A 19,789-nucleotide genomic window follows, 5' to 3' on the forward strand; every position below is an offset into this window, starting at 1 on the left:
TGGCGTCGGGTCAACGGCTGCGCTGGACCGCCACCGGCAGGGTATCCACCCGGTCCCACTCGCCGCCCTGGACCGTGTCGGGATCGGCCAGCACGGCCTGCATCAGCGCGTGGGCGTCGTTGCCCCAGTACAGCTCGCCGTCGATGGACAGGGTGGGTACCCCGAACACCCCGGCGGCGATGGCCGCATCGGTATTGCGCCGCAGCTGCTCCTTGACGTCGGGCGCGCTGATCGCCTCGGCCACATGGGCCACGTCCAGCATGGCGCCCGGCAGGGCCAGGGCCGCGGCACTGTCGGCGGCGTGGCCGTCGCGCCAGATCCAGTTGAACAGGATGTCCACCGACGCCGGGGTGGCACCGGCGGCCAGGCACAGCCGCAGTGCGGCCAGCGGGTTGAACGGGTGCCCGGGCGGGAAGCGCAGCGGCACACCCTGCTGCTGCGCCTGCCACAGCACCTGGCGGTAGGTGAAGCGGCGTTTGGCCGGAATCTCGGCCGGGCCCAGGTTGCCCAGGTGGTGCAGCACCGCCCCGAAGGCGATCGGCACCGGGGTGATCCGCTCGAACTGCGGCAGGGTCTTGAGCTGCTGCCAGTGCAGGTAGGCGAAGGGCGAGACGAAATCGAAATACCAGCGCAGCGCCATGGGCACTCCCGGGGGGACGGTGCGGCGGGCGTCATGCCCGCCGCAGGATGGGGCTCAGCGTGAGTATGCGCGCGGTTCGGCCGACGCTGGCGTCATGTAGCGGTCGCGCAGCTCGGTCTGCCGCGAGCGCATCGGCATGGCGCGGCCGCCCAGCCAGACCTGCTCGGCATAGTGGCCCACATCGAGGGGGTCGCCTTCCCACAGCACCAGGTCGGCCAGCTTGCCCACCTCGATGCTGCCGATGCGATCGCCCACGCCCAGCACCTGCGCCGGCACCCGGGTCAGCCCGGCCAGACCGTCCTGCCAGGGCAGGCCGTTGGCCACGGCATTGCCGGCCAGCTGGCGCATCTTGCGTGCGTTGTGCGAGGCATCGTCGCGCTGGGCGAAGCTGACCTGCACCCCGGCGGCACGCAGCCGCGCGGCGTTTTCCAGCGTGGCACCGAGCTGGTCGAAACTGCTGGGCAGGTTGCCCAGTGCATCCACGAACACCGGCACGTTGGCCTGCGCCAGCTGCGGGGCCAGGCGCCAGGCCTCGGTACCGCCGGCAATGGCGATCTTCACGTTCTCGCGGCCGGCCCAGCGCAGCAGCTGGCGGATGTCAGCGGCGCGGTCCACCTGCACCACCAGCCGGCCTTGCCCGGCCAGGTAACGTGCCAGCGTGGCGCGCCCGGCGGGGGTGAGCAGGGCATGCGGGGAATCGGCGGGCACGCGCCCGCGCGCTTCGCTGACCATCTGCTCCAGCAGCATCCACTGCGCCGCGCGCGAGTTGCCGGTCAGTTCCGCCCCCGCCGCGCCCAGCCGGATATACAGCGCCAGCGGCCCGATCGGGTCGGCGCTGCCGTCCAGCCGCATCACCCCGCCCTGGCCGGCGATGAAGCCGCCGCCGCTGTTGGCGCCCAAGGCGGTGAAGCCGATGCCATCCAGCCGTGCCACCGGAATCAACACCGACGCCGGGTTGAAGGCCAGGCTGACGTCGAATTCGGGGCGCAGCGGCTGGTCGTCCAGCTTCAACGTGCTGTCCACCGTGGCCGACTCGCCTGAGATCTCTTCGATGCCGATGTCGGTGATGCCGCCGAACAGGGCCGGGGTCAGCGGCTTGCCCGCCGCCTCGACCACGCTGACGCCGGCCGGTGCGACCAGGCCGGCGCCGACCGCGCGGATGATGCCGCCCTGGACCAGCACGTCGGTGTGTTCCAGGCTGCCGCGCGCGCTGGCGGTATGCACCGTGGCGTTGCGCACCAGCAGGTCCTGCGCGTGCACGGGCAACGCGGCCAGCATCAGCAGCGCGGTCGTGCCGAGCCACGCCCGGCAACGCGCGGGAAGGAGCACAACCCGGCTCATCGACCCACCTCCTGGCCCAGCATGAAGTCCGACAGCGGCTGCCGCCGCGCATCGCGACGGTCGTACACCTGGTGCCCGTCGATGAACACCTGTTCGGCCTGCGCGTAGGAGCTGAAGGGGCTGCCGTTCCACACCACCACATCGCCCATCTTGCCCGCCTCCAGGCTGCCGGTCTGTTTCTCCACGCCCAGCGAGCGCGCCGCGTTGTAGCTCAGCCACATCATCGCGCGCTCCGGGGCGATCTCGATCCCGGCCCGGCGCGCGTTGGCGATCACCTTGGCCGCTTCCTGGTTGAGCCGCTGGATGCCCTCGGGGGAATCGGAGTGCACGATCGCGCAGCTGTTGGCCGGTCGGTCGACCAGCGCGATGTTGTCCTGGATGCCGTCGAACGCTTCCATCTTGAAGCCCCACCAGTCGGCCCACAGCGCGCCGCACACGCCTTCGGCGGCGAGCCGGTCGGACAGCTTGTAGGCCTCCACCGCGTGGTGGAAGGCGGCGATCTTGAAGCCGAATTCCTTGGACAGGTCGAGCATGGTGGCCATTTCATCGGCGCGGTAGCAGTGGATGTGCACGCGGATGTCGCCTTGGATCGCACCGGCCAGCGTATCCAGCTTGAGGTCGCGCTTGCCGCCGGTATCGCCGGCGCTGTCGCCCTTGTCGCTGCCGCTGAACCAGCGCTTCTTCTGTTGTTTCTTCGGCGCGTTCTTGGCGATGTACTCGCTGGCATCGATGAAGGCCGCGCGGTACCCGGCCACGTTGCCCATGCGGGTGCCCGGGGCCACGCCCTTGCCGCCGCCGTACACGCGCTTGGGGTTCTCGCCGCAGGCCATTTTCAGGCCCCATGGCGCACCCGGGAATTTCATGGCCTGGTAGGTGGTGGCCGGCACATTCTTCAGCGTGACCCCGCGCCCGCCCACCAGGTTGGCCGACCCGGGCAGCACCTGCATCGCGGTCACGCCCCCGGCCAGCGCGGCGGCAAAGCCTGGGTCCTGCGGCCACACCGAATGCTCGGCCCACACGTTGGCGGTGACCGGCGCGGTCATCTCGTTGCCGTCGCTGTGCGCGCTTACCCCAGGACTGGGGTAGACGCCCAGGTGCGAATGCACGTCGATGATGCCGGGGGTGACCCACTTCCCGGCCGCATCGATCCGGACCGCGTTGGCCGGTGCCGCCAGCGCGCTGCCCACCGCGCGGATGCGGCCGTCCTGCAGCAGCACGTCGGCGTTGTCCAGGCGCGTGCCGGTGCCAGTCAGCACGGTGGCGTTGTGGATCAGCACCGGTGCCGAGGCGATCGGCGCATAGGTGCTGGGGTAGGGGTCCTGCACGAAGCGCGAGGCGGCGGGCGCAGGCGAGAGGCCGATCGAAAACAACGCCAGGCCGACGCCGACGCTCAACAACTTGTGCATGGATTCCCCGGGGTTACATGGACGCAGCCGCCGACGCTAGCCGGGCAGGGGGGCGTTTGCCAAGTGACGAACTGCAGGGGTGTTGGCTATCGCGAAATGTTTCGTAATCATTAAGCGGTTGTGAACAAATGGTGAATATGAGGTACGCTCGGGGTGGGGCTCACCCCGCTCAGTTCCGTGAAATTGATCACGTATTTGCTCTGAAAGCGCATCACTCAAGGAAGGTAAACAGATGAACCAGCGTTCTTCCGCAGTCTCCCGTCGCCCGTCGCCCAGCCTGTTGGCGACCACCATTGGCGGCATCCTGCTCAGCGCACTGGTGCTGCCCAGCGTGGCCAGCGCCGCCGACGACACCCTGACCAGTTACCAGCAGCAGCGCCTCGTGCAGCGTGCCGCCTACCAGCTGACCCCGAACGTGGTGGACGTGGCCCCGCGCACGAGCGCGGCGATCGTTCCGACCGCACCGGGTCCCACCCAGCCGACCATGGGCGTTGCCGGCGATGCAGCCAGCTGGCGCACCGACGAATTCAAGGCCGATTGGGGCCTGCAGGCCGTCAATGCCGAGTACGCCTATGCGCGCGGACTGACCGGCAAGGGCATCCGCCTGGGCGTGTTCGACAGCGGCACCGGGCTGGATCACGATGAGTTTGCCGGCAAGGACCATCGCAGCATCCACCTGGCCGACGTGATGCCGGATGGCACCCTGTGCACCAACACCGCCGCAGTGGACGGCCCGGACGCGTGCTTCGCCACGGATGGCGACCAGGTCGCCATCGAGTTCAACATCTTCGATCCCTCCTTCGACCAGCGCATCGTCGACCTGCTCAACAGCTGGGGGTACTTCGAAGGGGGCAGCTACGGCATCCACGGTACGCACGTCAGCGGCACGATCGCGGCCAACCGCGATGGCAGCGGCACCCATGGCGTTGCCTTCGGTGCCGACCTGAGCGTGGCGCGCCTGTTCTCCAACAGCGTCTCCTATTACACCGCCACGCCCGATGGCTACCTCGACGTGCAGAACGTGGCGTCCATCGGGGCGTCCAATTCGATCTTCCCGCAGTTGTACAACCAGCTCAACGAGCAGGGCGTGCGTGCGGTGAACCACAGCTGGGGCCTGGCAAGCGAGCCGAACTCGGAAGAGGATCTGGACTTCTACCTGTCCCACCCAGTGTTCGAAGAGCGGTTGCAGGCCATCGCCGACGGTTCGCGTGCCAAGGGCATGATCCAGGTGTGGGCCGCCGGCAACAGCGGCGTCAACCCGAGCCCGGAAGAAAGCCCGATCGCCGGCATGTACGCCTCGCTGCCGCGTGCGATGCCCGATATCGAGAAGTACTGGCTTGCCGTGGTCAACGTCGACCAGGACCTGGTGCTGAGCAACCAGTCGATGCGCTGCGGTTTTGCGGCCAACTGGTGCCTGGCCGCGCCCGGTACGGATATCAACTCCACGGTGTATGGCGGTGATTCGCAGGTCAACTCGGATCTGTACGCCGACGACAACGGCAACCTGATTCTGGACGTCCTGGAGCGCCTGCCGACCTACTCCTACGGGCTGCTGAGCGGCACGTCGATGGCGACGCCGCATGTGACCGGTGCGCTGGGTCTGTTGTTCGAGCGTTACCCGTACCTGGACAACGCGCAGGTACGCGACGTGCTGCTCACCACCGCCCGTGACCTCGGTGCAGCCGGCGTCGACGATGTCTACGGCTGGGGCCTGATGGACCTGCGCAAGGCTATCGAAGGCTACGGCCTGCTGCGCGTGGACACCGACGTGGTGATGAACCAGCGAGCCGGTGGCCTGAAGGTGTGGGAAGGCGATGCATGGGACGACTGGACCAACGACATCGGCGGCCCGGGCAAGCTGACCAAGTCCGGTATCGGCTGGCTGCGCCTGAGCGGTGACAACACCTTCAACGGCGCCGTCGTGCGCGAGGGCGTACTCGAGCTGGACGGCACCAATGCGCTCACCGCGTCGGTGGATGTGCAGGCGGGCCGGTTCGTGCTCAACGGCAGCCTGGTGGCCACCACCTTGAACAACCTCGGCGGCACCAGCGTCATCAGCGCCAAGGGCGTGCTCGACGGCTCGGCACTGAACGTCAGCGGCGGTACGGTGACCCTGGACGGCGTGCAGTCAGGCGCGGTGACGGAGGTCGGCACGGCCGGCACGTTCGTGCTCAACGGCAGCCTGGAGGCCGGTACGCTGCGCTCGTCGGGCACCACCCGGGTCAACGCCGACGCACTGCTGGAGAATGTGGACCTGTTCGTCAACGGCGGTACCGTGTCGTTCAACGGTCTGCAGCAGGGCGGCTCCACCGTGGTGGGGAGCAAGGGCGCGTTGAAGGGTATCGGCCGTCTCGGCGACACCCGCGTGGAAGGCATCATCGCGCCGGGCAACTCGATCGGCACGCTGACCATCGACGGCGACTACGTGCAGACCGCCAGCGGCATCTACCTGGCCGAACTGGCCCCGGGCAGCCGCAGCGACATGCTGCACGTGACCGGCACCGCCACCCTGGACGGCACCCTGAAGGCGCTGCCGGAAGTGGGCACCTACTACCTGGGCGAGCAGTTCAACTTCCTGCAGGCCGACGGCGGCGTCAACGGTCGCTTTGCGACGCTGGACTTCTCCTCGTTCTCGCCGTTCCTGAAGTTCAACCTGGGCTACGGCGCCAACGGCGTGCAGATCAACGTGGCCCGCGGTAACGCACTGGCCAGCGCGGCGGTCACCGCCAACCAGCGCGGCGTGGCCACCAGCGCCGACAGCCTGGGTATCAACCAGGGCCTGCCCAAGCCGCTGACCCAGTTGTTCCCGGCCCAGGTGGGCGCGGCACTGGATGCCTTGAGCGGTGAACTGCATGCCGCCACGCCAATGGCGTTGGTGGAAAGCAGCCGTTACCTGCGCGATGCCGCGCTCAGTCGCAGTGTCGGCGCGCGTGCGCCGGGTGCGGGCGATGCGGCCGCCACCGGCGCCTGGGTGCAGGCCATCGGCGGCAGCGGCAAGCTCGACGGCGATGCCAATGCGGCGCGCACGCAAAGCAACACCAGCGGGCTGCTGGTCGGTGCCGACCACCGCTTCGCGGGTGGCTGGCAGGTGGGCGGCCTGATCGGTACCGGGCGTACCGACAGCAAGCAGGCCCAGGGCCGTCGCGCCCGTGCGGAAATCGACAACACCCACCTGGGTGCCTACGTGGGCAACCAGTGGGGTGGGTTCGGCCTGCGCGCCGGTCTGGGCTACACCCGTCACGAAGTGGACAGCCGCCGCGAACTGGCCTTTGCCGGGTTCCAGGACGCACTGACCGCGCGTTACGACGCCAAGACCCGCCAGCTGTTCGTGGAAGGTGCCTACCGCATCGGCGGCGCCGAAGCGGGCCTGGAGCCGTACCTGCAGTTGGCGCGCGTGGAAGTGGACGTGGACGGCGTCAACGAGCAGGGTGGCGCGGCTGCGCTGCACGGCAACGTGGCCGATACCCGCACCACCATCGGCACCGCCGGTGTGCGCTTCGACCGCGGCCTGAAGACCGCGTGGCAGCAGGAAAGCTGGCTGCACGTGCGTGGCGGGGTGGGTTACCGCCGCGCCTCGGGCGACCGCAACCAGGTGGCCAACCTGGCCCTGGCCGGTGGCAGCGGCTACACCGTCAGTGGCGCGGCCATCGCCGACCATGCGGTGGTGGCCGAGCTGGGCCTGTCGGCCTGGTTGAGCCCGCGCAACCAGCTGGAACTGGGCTACAACGGCCAGTTCGGCAGCGAGTCGCGTGACCACGGTGCCACTGCGCGCTGGTCCGTGCAGTTCTGATCCAGCGGTAACGGCAACACGGAAAAAGGCGGCCATTGGCCGCCTTTTTCTTGCTTGTTGGGTGCGCACCCGCAGAATAGGCACACTGGAACCATTTGTCGGACCGCACGCGCACTATGAAGAACAAACAGGAAATCGTCGAAAACTGGCTGCCACGCTACACCGGCGTGCCGCTGGACCAGTTCGGCCAGCACATCCTGCTGACCAACTTCGCAGGCTACCTGCACACCTTTTCCCACCTCACTGGCGCGCCGGTGCAGGGCATGGACCGGCCGATGGCCAGCGTCACCAGCGATGACATCACGCTGATCAACTTCGGGATGGGCAGCCCCAACGCGGCCATCGTGATGGATCTGCTGTCAGCGGTGATGCCCAAGGCGGTGCTGTTCCTGGGCAAATGCGGCGGTCTGAAGCGCAAGAACCAGCTGGGCGACATGATTCTGCCGATCGCGGCGATCCGCGGCGAGGGCACCTCGGGCGACTATCTGCCGCCGGAAGTGCCGGCGCTGCCGGCCTTTGCGCTGCAGCGGGCGGTGTCCACCACCATCCGCGATCTGGGCCATGATTACTGGACGGGCACGGTCTATACGACCAACCGCCGGGTCTGGGAGCACGATGAGGCGTTCAAGGAGAAGCTGCGGCTGATGCGCTGCATGGCCATCGACATGGAGACGGCCACGCTGTTCGCGGCGGGCTTTGCCAACCACATCCCGATCGGGGCGCTGCTGCTGGTGTCCGACCAGCCGATGATCCCGGACGGGGTGAAAACCGAGGCGTCCGACGCCAAGGTCAGCTCGCAGTTCGTCGAAAACCATATCCAGATCGGTATCGAGGCGCTTAAGCTTATACGGCGCAACGGCAAGTCGGTCCGCCACCTGCGTTTTGACGAGTGATGGCAATGGAACCGGCGGGCGTCCTGGCGACGTTCCGCCCTCAGGGGTAGTGAATGGACGTGGCGGTACAAGTGGTGGAGTTCTGGCGCGATGCCGGCCCACAACAATGGTTCACGCGCGATGACGCGTTCGATGCGCGGTTCCGCGAGGCGTTCCTGGAGGAACACTTCGCGGCGGCGCGGCGTGGGCGCGAACATTGGCTGGGCAGCGCGGACGGTGCGCTGGCGCTGATGATTCTGCTCGACCAGTTCCCGCGTAACTGTTTCCGCGACACGGCCCATTCCTACGCGACCGACGGTCTGGCCCGGCACTACGCGATGCGCGCGGTGGAGGAGGGCTTGGATCTGCAGCTGGTGCCCAAGCTGCGTGCGTTCATCTATCTGCCGTTCGAGCATTCGGAAGATCCGCAGGACCAGGAGCGGTCGGTGGCGATGTTCGATGTGCTGGGCGACAAGGAATACCTGCAGTTCGCCGAGCTGCACCGCGACATCATCCGGCGTTTCGGCCGTTTCCCGCACCGCAACGCGGTGTTGGGCCGGATGCCGACGCCGGAGGAGCTGGATTACCTGGCCGAGGGTGGGTTTGCGGGTTGAGGTTGGAAGAGCGTGAGCAACTTCAACTTCAACTTCAACTTCAACTTCAACAGCTAACTGCCAAGCCACAGCGGCGGGTGCGCGCCTGCGCTGGCTTGGCGGGTACGGGTGGGTTGGCGGGACACGCCGTGAATCCATCCCTGGAGGCTCGTGGGCGCCATCCATGGCGCCCAACGGTCCCGCCAACCCACCCGTACCCACCCATTGACAGTGTTCGGGTGCTCAACGGAAAAGCGGTGGAGCACTACCTCTAATACCTCGAATTACTCGGACCACTCGAATCACTCGAACCAGTGGGTGCTGCTTGTGCTGTGTGTTTTTTGCCATGGCTGCCAGCCAACTGTCAGGGGTGGGGGTGTGGGGGGTCGCGGGACCGTTGGGCGCCATGGATGGCGCCCACGAGCCTCCAGGGACGGATTTACGGCGTGTCCCGTGAACCCCCACACCCCCGCCCAGCCCGAGACTTCACAGCCAAGCTGCTTTGGCTTCAGAACAGAAAACGAAAAACGCCGGCATTGCCGGCGTTTTTCTTTGAGCGCTGAACTGACGTCGATCAGTACTTCGGCACGCTGTTGTCCACGTCGTTCGACCAGGCGTCGATGCCGCCGGTGATGTTGTGCACGTTGGTGAAACCCAGGGCGCGGAACTGCTCGGCGGCCTGTGCGCTGCGGCCGCCGTGGTGGCACAGGAAGCCCAGCGCGGTGTCCTTCGGCAGGGCTTCCAGACGGGCGCGGTTGTCACCGTCGAACGTCTCAAACGACGCGTTGATCGATGCGATCGCGCGCTCGTCGGCCGGGCGCACGTCCACCACCATCAGGCGGCCGGCACGCAGCTGGTCGTCGGCATCGCGTACCGCCAATTCCTTCACCGCACGCGGCGCGTTCGGGTTGTCGATCGCCAGACCCTTGCCGCGGATATCGTCCACCCAATCGATGGTGATGCCCTCGGCGCGACGCGCGCTGGCCAGATCGAACTGCACGCGCAGCCCGTTGGACTCGGCCGCGATCGCGTTGTCGTCGTGCGGGGCCAGCTGGAAGTTTGGCTGGAAGTTTGCATCGATGCCCAGCTGCAGCGACGCACCCGGTGCATCGGCCAGCGCGCCGCGCAGCATCTCAACCGCTGCCGGCGTCACCGTGATCGAGGGCGCCGTGCGGTCCGGTGCGGCCAGACCCAGCACGCTGCTCAGCTCACCGCTGCCGGCCATCTGCAGGATGATGTCGCTGCCGCCCACCAGCTCGCTGTCGATGTACAGCTGCGGGATGGTCGGCCAGTCGCCGTAGGCCTTGATGCCTTCGCGGATCTCCGCGTCGGCCAGCACGTTGACGTGGGCGAACTCCACGCCCAGGTCCTGCAGCGCGCCCACGGCCTTGGCCGAAAAACCGCACTGCGGCATGCTCGGCTGACCCTTCATGAACAGCACGACGCGGTTGGCGGTGAGGATGGATTCGATGCGCGAGCGCAGGGCGGGATCAAGGGACATGACGGTCGGGTCCGGCGTTTGGAACCGGTCATTCTACGCCGCATGGCATCATGGGGCATGACCGTACCGGAAACATTGCATCGCATTCCCCTGCGCCCCTGGCGCTGGCTGCCCTGGCTGCTGGTCTCACAGCTGCTGGTGGTGCTGGCGTGGGTGGGCCTGGGCTGGCCCGTCGGGCTGGCGCTGATGGTGGCCTCGCACGCGCTGTTCATGGTGCCCGTGTTCCTGCCCAACAGCCGCTTCTATGCCCCCGTGCTCAGCCGCCTGCCGGGCAGCGCGCCCCGGGTGTGGCTGACCATCGACGACGGCCCCTCGCCCGAAACCCCGGCGGTGCTGGACCTGCTGGACCGCTACCAGGCCAAGGCCACCTTCTTCCTGGTCGGCGAGCGGGCCCTGGCCCAGCCCGAACTGGTGCGGCAGATGCTGGCCCGCGGCCACACCCTGGGCAACCACAGCCACCGCCACCCGCAGACCCGCTTCTGGCGGCTCGGGCGGGCGGCGATGGCCGACGAGATCGCGCAGTGCCAGCAGGCGCTGACCGCCATCGCCGGGCAGCCGCCGCGCTGGTACCGCTCGGTGGTGGGCATGACCAACCCGTTCGTGGCCCCGGCATTGGCGCAGTGGCAGCTCACCCGCGTGGGCTGGAGCGCGCGCGGGTTTGACGGGGTCGATTGCCAGCCGGCGGCCGTGGTGGAGCGCATCGTGGCCGACCTGGGGCCGGGCGCCATCGTGCTGCTGCATGAGGGGGCCGCCCACGGACACAACCTGGCGATCATCGAAGCGGTGCTGCAGGCCCTGCAGGATCGTGGCCTGAGCGCGGTCCTACCCGACGCGGCGTAGGCGGCACGGGCCGCCGCGTTACGGCTGCGCGCTGCCCGCCACCGGGTGCGCGTGCTGCCATTGCTGGCGCATCCAGCTGGCCAGTGACACCTGGGCCAGCAGCAGGGTGACCGCCAGCCCCAGCGCCAGCACCCCGGTGACCCGGCGGCGGCGGTGCTGCAGCAGGCTGCCGATGCCCATCACCGTGGCCAGCACGGCCAGGCCGATGCTGATGCACACCACCACCAGCAGCACCACCGGCAGCGTCTGCATCTGCGCATGGGCCGGGGTATGCGCGTAGTGCGCGCTGATCGCAAACATCACCAGCCCGCACAGGCTGATCACCAGCGCGGCGATGCCCAGGGCGGAATGTCGGGGCGACGGCGGGGTCATGCGGGCTCCATGCCGGTATCGGGGCGCGAGTATGCGCGTGCGCCGCGCTGCGCGCGACCCTCAGGCAAGTGCGGGCCGCTCGGCACTGACCAGCCAGTTGTTGAACGGGGTGTTGCCATACAGCGGGCGCATCTGCAGGTGCAGGCCCGCCGCTTCCAGGGGCGCGCGCACGCTGGCGGCGTCCGGATAGTGGCGCGGGCGCGTGCCCATCCAGCCCACCAGGTGCGCCAGCATGTCGGTGATGCGGGTGGTGCGGTCGCGGCCGCTGTTGTCGGCCAGGGTGGTGCGGATCACCAGCCGCCCGCCCGGTGCCACGCGGGCCGCCGCCGCCTGCAGCAGCCCGGTCTGGGCGTGCGCGGGCAGGTACTGCAGCACATCCAGCAGCGCCACGCTGCCGTGGTGGGCGGGCAGGGTGGCACTGGCATCCAGGCAGTCGAACCGCGCATCGGCCAGTGCCGCGCGCGTCCCGGCGCGTTGCGCACGGGCAATCTTGTCCGCATCGATGTCCACGCCCAGGTACGGCTGCCGGTGCCCGGCCTGGCGCAGCACGTGCGCCAGCAGGCCCAGGCCGCAGCCGATGTCGAGCAGGGCGCCGTGCGCGGGCGCCAGCGCGGCCAGTACGCCCGGGTACAACGGATCGCTGCCGAGCTTGCCGCGGCTGTAGTAGTAATCGCGTCGGTTGCCGAAGCGCTGGGCCGGCATGAAGGCGTCAGCGATGCGGCGGGCCTGTTCCTTGGCCAGTGGCAGGGCGTCCGTGCTCAGCGCGGCACCTCGTCGGCCAGCTGCACGCGCGCCACCTGGAACGCGCGTTCGGTCCACAGCGCGTACATCGCCGCAGAGGGATGCAGGCCGTCGTCGACCAGCATCACCGCTTCGCCGCCGGGTACCCGGCTGAGGTCGGTGATGTCGATGAACGACACGCCGTGTTCGGCGCAGATCGCGGCGGCGGCCGCATTGTAGGCGTCCAGCTCCTGCCCGACCTGCACACGGTCGCGGTTGTTGTCGCGCGCATACGGGGTCACGCCCCAATCGGGAATGGACAGCACCAGCACGCGCTGCGCACGGTCGCCGGCAAAGCCGAGTGCGCGCTGCAGCAGCGCGGTGAAGCGCGGGCGGTAGTCGTCCACGCTGCGGCCGCGGTACTGGTCGTTCACCCCGATCAGCAGGCTGACCAGGCCGAACGGCCCCTGCGGCGCGGCGGCATCGATGCCGGCCTCCAGCTCGTCGGTGGTCCAGCCGGTGGTGGCGATGATCTGCGGGTCGTCCACCGCCACGCTGATGTCGCGCAGGCCGGCCACCAGCTGCAGTGGCCAACGCGCGGCCGGTTCAACCCCTTCGCCGATGGTGTAGGAGTCGCCCAGGGCCAGATAGGACAGCGCCACTCAGGCCACCGCGCTGCGCGGCTTCAGCGGCACTACTTTGGTATTCGCTTCGGCACGCCGGGCCAACGCGCGGTCGATGCGGGCGAAGACATCGCGCATCACCTCTGCTTCGGGCAGCAGGGTGACCCGGAAGTGGTGGCGGTAGGGCACGTTGAAGCTCGAGCCCGGGACCACCAGTACGCCTTCCTCGTTCATCAGTTCCAGCGCGAAATCGTGGTCGTCGAAGCTGCGGGCCGCCGGCCCAACCACCGCCGGGAAGGCGTACAGCGCGCCGGCCGGCGCCACCAGCGACAGGTGCTCGCTGGCGTTGCAGGCCTCGATCACCGCGCGGCGGGTTTCATACAGGCGGCCGCCGGGCGCGCACAGCGCCGAGACGGTGTCCGGGCCGTTGACGGCCGCATCGATGGCGTACTGGCCGGGCACGTTGGCGCACAGGCGCAGCGCGCTGAGCAGGTCCATCGCCGCGCGGAACTCGCCCAGCCGTTCGGCTGCACCGGACAACATCGCCCAGCCCACCCGCCAGCCACAGGCGCGGTGCACCTTGCTCAGCCCGCTGAAGGTGATGCACGGATGCTCGCCGGCCAGCGGGGCCACCGGGTGGAACTGCGCGTCGTCGTACAGGATCTGGTCGTAGATCTCATCGACCATCAGCAGCAGGTTGTGCTTGGCGGCGATGGCGACGATGCGCTCCAGCAGGTCGCGCGAGTAGCTGGCGCCGCTGGGGTTGTTCGGGTTGATCAGCACGATGGCGCGGGTGCGCGAGGACACCAGCGTCTCGATTTCCACCGGGTCCGGCTGGAAGCCGTTCTCCGGGGCGCAGCGGTAGTACACCGGGCGGCCGTCGTTGAGGATGGTGGCCGCCGACCACAGCGGGTAGTCGGGCGAGGGCACCAGCACTTCATCGCCGGGGTTGAGCAGGGCGCGCAGCGACAGGTCGATCAGCTCGCTGACACCATTGCCGACGAACACCCGGTCCGGATGCGCATCGGGCGCGCCACGGCGGGCGTAGGCGGCGGCGATGGCCTCGCGGGCCTCCGGCAGGCCTTGCTGGTGGGTATACGGGTCGGTGCGGCCCATGTCGTCGGCGATCGCGCGCTGCAGGTGTTCCGGTGCGCGGAAGCCGAAGTTGCCCGGGTTGCCGATGTTCAGCTTGATCAGCTTGCGCCCCTGGGCCTCCAGCTCACGCGCTCGCCGCGCCAGTTCGCCCCGGATCTCGTAGCGGACTTCGGACAGGCGCTCGCGGGTGGCAAGCGGCTTGATCGGGGGCGTGGACATGACTGGGCCGTTGGAGGGCATGGAATCTGCATGGTAGCGGAATTGGTGCGTTGCGGGGCAAGCCCCCGCCGGGGCCAAAACCCCATTGTTGGCGGGCAGTTGCCGGGCCCGGCCGGAGCGGCGGGGGAGGGTAGAATGGGGCGATGAGCGAACCGATCGATTTCCGCGCCCTGCAGACCATAGGCTGGCCCTGGGCAGGCGCCCCCGAGCTGCCCAGCTGGCAGGCCTTGTTCGATGAACACCCGCAGGCCCGTCCGGGCCGGGTGATCGAGCAGCACCGCACCGGCTACATCGTGGCCGACATGCCGGACGCGGCGATCAAGACCGAATCCCCGCCGGAGTGGCAGCGGCCGCGGTTCCCCAGCCATGAACGCGCGGCAGTGGGCGACTGGGTGCTGCTGGACGGCATCAAGATCATCGCGCTGCTGCCGCGGCGCACCGCGATCAAGCGCGGGGCGGCCGGCGAGCATTACCACCAGCAGGTGATCGCGGCCAACATCGATACCGTGTTCATCGTGTGCGGGCTGGATGCGGACTTCAACCCGCGCCGGATCGAGCGCTACCTGCTGCTGGTGGGCGGTGGCGGCGCGCAGCCGGTGGTGGTACTGACCAAGGCCGACCAGACCGAGTACAGCCAGGATGCCCTGGACGTGCTGGAAGAGCTGGCCGCGCAGGACATTCCGCTGCTGGCCATCAACGGCCGCGACCCGGCCAGCGCGTCGGCGCTGCTGCCGTGGCTGGGCGCGGGGCGCACCGTGGTGCTGGTGGGGTCGTCGGGGGCGGGCAAGTCCACGCTGACCAACACCCTACTCGGCGAGGAGCGCATGAAAACCGCCGACGTGCGTGTGAACGATTCGCGCGGCCGCCACACCACCACCCACCGCGCCTTGATCCCGCTGCCGGCCGGTGCCTGCCTGATCGATACACCCGGCATGCGCGAGCTCAAGCCGACCGGTGAAGAGGCCTTGAGCGAAGGCGGTTTCTCCGACGTGGAAGCCCTGTCGGCGCAATGCCGTTTCCGCGATTGCGCGCACCAGCGTGAGCCGGGCTGCGCGATCCGGGCGGCCATCGAAGATGGCTCGCTGGATGAAGAACGCCTGTTGAACTACTTCAAGCTGAAGGAAGAAGTGGCAGCCGCGGCGGCCAAGCTGGCGGTGCGCCAGGCGCAGCAGGCCATCGAGCGCAAGCACGTGGGCAAGGGCGCGCAGTGGCGACCGGGCGGAAAGGGCGGCCGGCGATAACCCACGCCGGGTAGAGCCACCCCATGGGGGGCTGCTATTGTCCGCCCATGGACACACCGATGACCGTGGATCGTGAGGTGGCCCACCACACCGCGCTCGATGCGCAGCTGGTGGAGGCGGTGGGCGGCATCAAGCTGCTTGGCCTGACCAGTTGGCCGGCCGCGCTGCAGGCACCGTTCCTGGCCAGCGTCGCGCGCGGCAACCCGGTGCTGCCCCAGGTGTCCTATCCCCGGCTGGACTTCAGCGATACGCGCCGTGCCCTGGCCGCGATCAGCGCCCAGTGCGATCCCACCCATCCCATCGGCCTGTATGTGCAGCGCTCGGCGCACAGCTGGGACCTGGCCGCCGGCCTGCTGGAATCGCTGGGCACCGCCGCGGTGGACCACTACTCGGTGGAGCTGTTCGGCGCGCCCGAGCACCCGCTGCCCGGCAACGGCCCCAGTACCCGCGAGGCAGCGCGCCACTTCATCCAGATCGCGCAGGAACTGGACCACGAACTGCTTGCCCCCGAAGAACAGGTGCCGGTCTCGGCCACCGCGCTCCAGCTGCAGCTGCAAAGCGACCTGGACGCTTTCTTTGAATCGCGCATCATCAGCGTGCAGCTCGACCCGGAACTGATTTCCAAGGCGGCCGCCGGTCCCACCCGGATCCGCCTGCGCACCAGTGCGCGCTTCAGCGCCTACGACCGCGCGCAGCTGTTCCACCACGAAGCGCTGGTGCATTCGTTGACCGCCCTCAACGGACGCGAGCAGCCGCACCTGCCCAGCCTGGCGTTGTCCTCGCCGCGGGTCACCGCCACCCAGGAAGGGCTGGCCACGTTCGCCGAGCAGATCACCGGCAGCATCGACATCGAACGCCTCAAGCGCATCAGCCTGCGCACCGAAGCCATCGCGATGGCGCGCGAAGGCGCCGATTTCATCCAGGTGTTCCGCTACTTCTGCGAGGCCGGGCAGAACAACGAAGAGAGTTTCGCCTCGGCCCAGCGCGTGTTCCGCGGCGTGCCGCCGACCGGCGGCGCGGCCTTCACCAAGGACACCGTGTACCTGCGCGGGTTGGTGTCGGTGCACACCTTCTTCCGCCACATGCTGGCCGAAGACCGCCTGCAGGTCTGCCGCTGGCTGTTTGCCGGCAAGATGTCGCTGCACGATGCCATCGCCTTCGCGCCGCTGTTCGAAGAGGGCATCCTGCGCCCGCCGCGCTGGTTGCCGCATTGGGTCAGCCGCGCCAATGGCCTGGCCGGCATGCTGGCGTTTTCGCTGTTCGCCAACCGCATCCGCATGGACCAGCTGGCCGCCGAGTAGGTCACCACCGTTGGTGGTGACGTACCTGACGCGTCACCACCAACGGTGGATCTACCTGGCGCGTCACCACCAACGGTGGCGACCTACCTGAAAGCGACGGTGGTGACCTACCGCGGGTTCGCTTCTTCCCAGGCGATATGCACGTCAGCCAGCTCGTACAGCTGCTCGACCAGCGCCATCGGCAGGCCGTCGTCGTAGTCCTCGTCGTAGGCTTCATCGAACGGATCGATCTGATGCGCGCCATCCACGGCCTGCAGCATCTGCGCCGGCACGCGCTGCAGTTCGGCGGCCGAATGCTCGTTCGGACCGGCGCCGTCCCACCGGGTTGGATCGAAGCCGATACCATGGTCGGCATAGAAACCGTCCAGGAAGCGTTGCTGCACCAAACCGATGAACTGGTGGGTGTCGCGATCGTAGTCGGGCACGTCGTCCAGCGTTTCGTACTGCGCATGCGCGCCAGCACCCACGCTCCAGAACAGCATCAGCGCCGTGGCGCGGTCCAGGTCGGGCTGGTCGGCCAGCCATGCCAGGGCGCGCTGGTTGTCACCGTAGTTGGAGCGCGCCACATAGAGGTGCCGCTGTTCCGGCGTGGCCTGCACCAGATGCGCGTGCAGCAGCGTCCACTTGGTGGCCTCGTACTCTTGTTCGTTCATTGTCTGCTGTCCCTGCCGTTGCGGTAAGGCGGGCATTGTACGTGCGGTGCATACGGGGAGCATGCGCGCACGGTTTCGCGCGTCGGGTCGCATTTCATACACCGCACCCCGTGGCGTAAGAATCCTTTCATGTTGCGCTCGCATGATGGTCACGCACCTGCAGTGCGCAGGTCATCACCCCCCATGCAACGGACTACCATGCTTACCCGACCCCTGACGATCGCCGTGGCGATTGCGCTGTGCGCCGCCAATGCCCACGCTGCCGACGTAGCCGCCAACGCAGGCCCCGATGCCACCGTTGCGCTCAGCGCGCAGACCCTGGACACCGTGTCGGTGATCGGCCAGGGCGAAACCCGCCAGGTGCAGCGCATCGGCACGGTGGACAAGCAGGTGCTGCCGCCGGGCACCAGCGGCCAGAAGATCCTCGACCGCCTGCCGGGCGTGTCGGTGCAGTCCAACGATGCCTTCGGCGCCAACGAAGAATCGCAGAGCATCACCCTGCGCGGCTTCGACAAGAGCCGCCTGGGCTACACGCTGGACGGCATTCCGCTGGGCGACAACAGCTACGGCAACTACAACGGCCTGAGCATCGCGCGTGCCCTGATCGCCGAGAACCTGGCCGGGGCGGAACTGTCCCAGGGCATCGGCTCGCTGGGCGTGGCGTCCACCAGCAACCTGGGTGGCACCATCCAGTACTTCTCTCAGGACCCGTCCACCGAATTCGGCGGCCGTGCCAGCGTGACCGTGGGCGACGACAACCAGCGCCGTGGCTACCTGCGCGTGGACACCGGCGACCTCAACGGTTTCTCGGCCTACGTGTCCGGCGTGCACCAGGATTCGGACATGTGGGCCGCGCCGAACCAGAACCAGACCACGCGCCAGTTCAATGCCAAGGCCGTGTGGAACGTGGGCGACCACCGCTTTGGTGCGTTCGCCGCCACCTCGCGGGTGAGCCAGGCCAACTACGCCTACCTGTCCAAGGACATGCTGCGTCGCGGCCTGGGCTATGACTGGAACATCTACGCCCCGGACTGGGACCGCGCCGTGGCCGCCGCATACTGCGCGCCGGGCACCCGGGACGCGCAGAAGTGCGCCTTCAGCGGGGGCGTCAACAGCATCGACGATGCCTACTACCAGAGCCGCGCGCTGCGCGACGACAACCTGTACGCGCTGGATGCCGACCTGGCGCTGGGTGACACCGCGCGCCTGAAGCTGCTCGGCTACCACCATGAAAACCGTGGCCAGGGCCACTGGTGGGCACCGGGCCAGCCGTCCTACCCGGGCACCGCGCAGGCGCTGCCGATCTCCATCCGCAGCACCAACTACACCATCAACCGCCAGGGCATCACCGCCGCGCTGAGCTGGCAGTGGGGCATCCACGAGCTGGAAGCGGGCCTGTGGTACGAGCGCAACGACCACAACGTGGAGCGCAACTTCTACTACATCACCGGTCCGTTCCTGGACGACGCCTACCTGAACTACCCGAACCGCCGCCTGTTCGACCAGGACTTCGACATCCGCACGCGCCAGTTCTACGTGCAGGACCGCATGCGTTTCCTGGATGACCGCCTGACCGTCGATGTGGGCATCAAGAGCCCCAACACCCGCATGACCGCCAACGCCAAGCCGGGCACCGAGGCCAGCTACGCGTCGGGCACGCTGACCGCCAAGGAATCGGTGCTGCCGCAGGCCGGCGTCGGCTTCAAGCTGAGCCCCAACCAGGAGCTGTTCGCCTCGTACTCGGAGAACATCGCCGCATTCGTCGGCGGTGGCAGCGGCGGCCCGCTGCAGGTGTCGCCGGAATCGTTCGCGGCCAGCGCCGGGCTGGAGCCGGAGAAGTCCAAGACGCTGGAAGCGGGCTTCCGCACCTTCGGCGAAAAGTACCAGGCCTCGATCGCGGCGTACCACGTGATGTTCGACAACCGCCTGCTCTCGCTCAACCCGTGCACCAGCATCGAGGTGGGCACGCGCCCGGAGTGCATCACCCGCTTCATCAACGTGGGCTCGGTGAAGAGCCGCGGTGCCGAGCTGACCTTCATCCTGAAGCCGGTGGATGGCCTGCAGTGGTACAACGCGCTGTCGTGGAACAAGACCACCTACGAGGACAACTACACCTCCGGCGGGGCGATCGTGCCGGTGGCCGGCAAGATCACCGTGGACACCCCGCAGCGCATGGCGTCCAGTGAAATCAGCTGGAACCGCGACGGCTACTTCGCCAGCCTGCGCGCCAAGTACACCGGCAAGCGCTATTACACCTACACCAACGACCAGTCGGTGGCAGGCGTGACCACCTTCGATGCGGGCGTGGGCTATTCGTTCGGCCCCGGCCTGGGCCTGCGCGACGTCAAGGTGTCGCTCAACGCGACCAACCTCACCAACAAGCGCTACGCCGGCCAGCTCAGCTCGTTCGCCCCGACCGACCCCACCGGCACCCGCTACGCCATCCACGCCAGCGCCCCGCGCCAGGTGTTCATGACGGTGGCAGCGGAGTTCTGACCAACGCGGGCACCGTCAACCGTCCATCGCGGTTGGGGTGCGCGGGTGTGCCGACCAACGGTCGGCACCTACCGGATACGTAACAC

The 19,789-nt window shown here is 68.3% G+C and carries 16 protein-coding genes; 7 read left to right on the forward strand and 9 right to left on the reverse strand.

The window, feature by feature from the left end:
* Positions 1 to 10: 10 nt before the first annotated feature.
* From DX03_RS03345 to DX03_RS03355, 3 genes are read right to left on the reverse strand one after another with little or no spacing between them, the layout of a single operon-like run.
* The gene (locus tag DX03_RS03345; RefSeq protein WP_038686321.1) at positions 11 to 640 is read right to left on the reverse strand and encodes a 2-hydroxychromene-2-carboxylate isomerase; all 630 of its coding nucleotides are present in this window, start codon (positions 638 to 640) and stop codon (positions 11 to 13) included.
* A 54-nt stretch (positions 641 to 694) separates the two neighbouring features.
* Positions 695 to 1,981, reverse strand: a complete 1,287-nt coding sequence (locus tag DX03_RS03350; RefSeq protein WP_038686323.1) for an amidohydrolase family protein — start codon at positions 1,979 to 1,981, stop codon at positions 695 to 697.
* A complete protein-coding gene (locus tag DX03_RS03355; protein ID WP_038686325.1) occupies positions 1,978 to 3,387 on the reverse strand; it encodes an amidohydrolase in 1,410 nt (469 codons plus the stop codon). Before DX03_RS03355 ends, DX03_RS03350 begins: the two co-directional genes overlap by 4 nt.
* Before the next feature lie 232 nt (positions 3,388 to 3,619).
* On the opposite strand from DX03_RS03355, the gene DX03_RS03360 reads away from it, so the two are divergent.
* From DX03_RS03360 to DX03_RS03370, 3 genes are all read left to right on the forward strand, one after another.
* Positions 3,620 to 7,177 (forward strand): autotransporter domain-containing protein, encoded by a 3,558-nt coding sequence (locus tag DX03_RS03360; RefSeq protein ID WP_038686328.1) that lies wholly within the window; start codon positions 3,620 to 3,622, stop codon positions 7,175 to 7,177.
* A 116-nt stretch (positions 7,178 to 7,293) separates the two neighbouring features.
* Positions 7,294 to 8,070 carry an AMP nucleosidase gene (locus tag DX03_RS03365; RefSeq protein ID WP_038686330.1) on the forward strand — a complete coding sequence of 259 codons (777 nt, stop codon included), beginning with the start codon at positions 7,294 to 7,296 and terminating at the stop codon, positions 8,068 to 8,070.
* Between the two features lie 53 nt (positions 8,071 to 8,123).
* Positions 8,124 to 8,663, forward strand: coding sequence for a DUF924 family protein (locus DX03_RS03370; protein WP_038686332.1), 540 nt, complete (start codon positions 8,124 to 8,126; stop codon positions 8,661 to 8,663).
* 553 nt (positions 8,664 to 9,216) lie between these two features.
* Here DX03_RS03370 and grxD read toward each other — a convergent pair.
* Positions 9,217 to 10,143, reverse strand: a complete 927-nt coding sequence (gene grxD, locus DX03_RS03375) for a Grx4 family monothiol glutaredoxin (protein WP_038686334.1) — start codon at positions 10,141 to 10,143, stop codon at positions 9,217 to 9,219.
* 57 nt (positions 10,144 to 10,200) lie between these two features.
* On the opposite strand from grxD, the gene DX03_RS03380 reads away from it, so the two are divergent.
* Positions 10,201 to 10,983 (forward strand): polysaccharide deacetylase family protein, encoded by a 783-nt coding sequence (locus tag DX03_RS03380; RefSeq protein ID WP_038686336.1) that lies wholly within the window; start codon positions 10,201 to 10,203, stop codon positions 10,981 to 10,983.
* Between the two features lie 18 nt (positions 10,984 to 11,001).
* Here DX03_RS03380 and DX03_RS03385 read toward each other — a convergent pair whose 3' ends face one another.
* From DX03_RS03385 to DX03_RS03400, 4 genes are read right to left on the reverse strand one after another with little or no spacing between them, the layout of a single operon-like run.
* On the reverse strand, positions 11,002 to 11,355 hold the full coding sequence (locus DX03_RS03385) for a hypothetical protein (RefSeq protein WP_038686338.1): 354 nt from the start codon (positions 11,353 to 11,355) through the stop codon (positions 11,002 to 11,004).
* Positions 11,356 to 11,415: 60 nt separating this feature from the next.
* Positions 11,416 to 12,057, reverse strand: coding sequence for a class I SAM-dependent methyltransferase (locus DX03_RS03390; RefSeq protein ID WP_081797132.1), 642 nt, complete (start codon positions 12,055 to 12,057; stop codon positions 11,416 to 11,418).
* 56 nt (positions 12,058 to 12,113) lie between these two features.
* Entirely contained in the window at positions 12,114 to 12,737 is a 624-nt protein-coding gene (locus DX03_RS03395; protein WP_038686339.1) for an SGNH/GDSL hydrolase family protein, read from the reverse strand.
* A complete protein-coding gene (locus DX03_RS03400) occupies positions 12,738 to 14,012 on the reverse strand; it encodes a pyridoxal phosphate-dependent aminotransferase (RefSeq protein ID WP_038686340.1) in 1,275 nt (424 codons plus the stop codon).
* A gap of 143 nt (positions 14,013 to 14,155) precedes the next feature.
* Between DX03_RS03400 and rsgA the strand changes: the two genes are divergently transcribed.
* Together rsgA and DX03_RS03410 are read left to right on the forward strand one after the other, a co-directional pair.
* Positions 14,156 to 15,253, forward strand: coding sequence for a ribosome small subunit-dependent GTPase A (rsgA, locus tag DX03_RS03405; protein WP_038686342.1), 1,098 nt, complete (start codon positions 14,156 to 14,158; stop codon positions 15,251 to 15,253).
* 59 nt (positions 15,254 to 15,312) lie between these two features.
* Entirely contained in the window at positions 15,313 to 16,554 is a 1,242-nt protein-coding gene (locus tag DX03_RS03410; RefSeq protein ID WP_038686344.1) for a flavohemoglobin expression-modulating QEGLA motif protein, read from the forward strand.
* A gap of 107 nt (positions 16,555 to 16,661) precedes the next feature.
* Here the strand turns inward: DX03_RS03410 and DX03_RS03415 are convergent, their stop codons facing one another.
* Positions 16,662 to 17,207, reverse strand: a complete 546-nt coding sequence (locus tag DX03_RS03415) for a DUF4274 domain-containing protein (RefSeq protein WP_051598732.1) — start codon at positions 17,205 to 17,207, stop codon at positions 16,662 to 16,664.
* 198 nt (positions 17,208 to 17,405) lie between these two features.
* Between DX03_RS03415 and DX03_RS03420 the strand changes: the two genes are divergently transcribed.
* The gene (locus DX03_RS03420; RefSeq protein WP_081797135.1) at positions 17,406 to 19,703 is read left to right on the forward strand and encodes a TonB-dependent receptor; all 2,298 of its coding nucleotides are present in this window, start codon (positions 17,406 to 17,408) and stop codon (positions 19,701 to 19,703) included.
* The last annotated feature ends 86 nt before the right edge of the window (positions 19,704 to 19,789 follow it).

The sequence above is a fragment of the Stenotrophomonas rhizophila genome (assembly GCF_000661955.1).
Lineage (GTDB): Bacteria > Pseudomonadota > Gammaproteobacteria > Xanthomonadales > Xanthomonadaceae > Stenotrophomonas > Stenotrophomonas rhizophila.

Coding starts and splice junctions, on each gene's coding strand:
- DX03_RS03420 (WP_081797135.1), top strand. CDS start 17,406: ATGCTTACCCGACCCCTGACGATCGCCGTGGCGATTGCGCTGTGCGCC.
- DX03_RS03410 (WP_038686344.1), top strand. CDS start 15,313: ATGACCGTGGATCGTGAGGTGGCCCACCACACCGCGCTCGATGCGCAG.
- DX03_RS03415 (WP_051598732.1), bottom strand. CDS start 17,207: ATGAACGAACAAGAGTACGAGGCCACCAAGTGGACGCTGCTGCACGCG.
- DX03_RS03400 (WP_038686340.1), bottom strand. CDS start 14,012: ATGTCCACGCCCCCGATCAAGCCGCTTGCCACCCGCGAGCGCCTGTCC.
- DX03_RS03390 (WP_081797132.1), bottom strand. CDS start 12,057: ATGCCGGCCCAGCGCTTCGGCAACCGACGCGATTACTACTACAGCCGC.
- rsgA (WP_038686342.1), top strand. CDS start 14,156: ATGAGCGAACCGATCGATTTCCGCGCCCTGCAGACCATAGGCTGGCCC.
- DX03_RS03360 (WP_038686328.1), top strand. CDS start 3,620: ATGAACCAGCGTTCTTCCGCAGTCTCCCGTCGCCCGTCGCCCAGCCTG.
- DX03_RS03370 (WP_038686332.1), top strand. CDS start 8,124: ATGGACGTGGCGGTACAAGTGGTGGAGTTCTGGCGCGATGCCGGCCCA.
- DX03_RS03365 (WP_038686330.1), top strand. CDS start 7,294: ATGAAGAACAAACAGGAAATCGTCGAAAACTGGCTGCCACGCTACACC.
- grxD (WP_038686334.1), bottom strand. CDS start 10,143: ATGTCCCTTGATCCCGCCCTGCGCTCGCGCATCGAATCCATCCTCACC.
- DX03_RS03385 (WP_038686338.1), bottom strand. CDS start 11,355: ATGACCCCGCCGTCGCCCCGACATTCCGCCCTGGGCATCGCCGCGCTG.
- DX03_RS03355 (WP_038686325.1), bottom strand. CDS start 3,387: ATGCACAAGTTGTTGAGCGTCGGCGTCGGCCTGGCGTTGTTTTCGATC.
- DX03_RS03380 (WP_038686336.1), top strand. CDS start 10,201: ATGACCGTACCGGAAACATTGCATCGCATTCCCCTGCGCCCCTGGCGC.
- DX03_RS03345 (WP_038686321.1), bottom strand. CDS start 640: ATGGCGCTGCGCTGGTATTTCGATTTCGTCTCGCCCTTCGCCTACCTG.
- DX03_RS03350 (WP_038686323.1), bottom strand. CDS start 1,981: ATGAGCCGGGTTGTGCTCCTTCCCGCGCGTTGCCGGGCGTGGCTCGGC.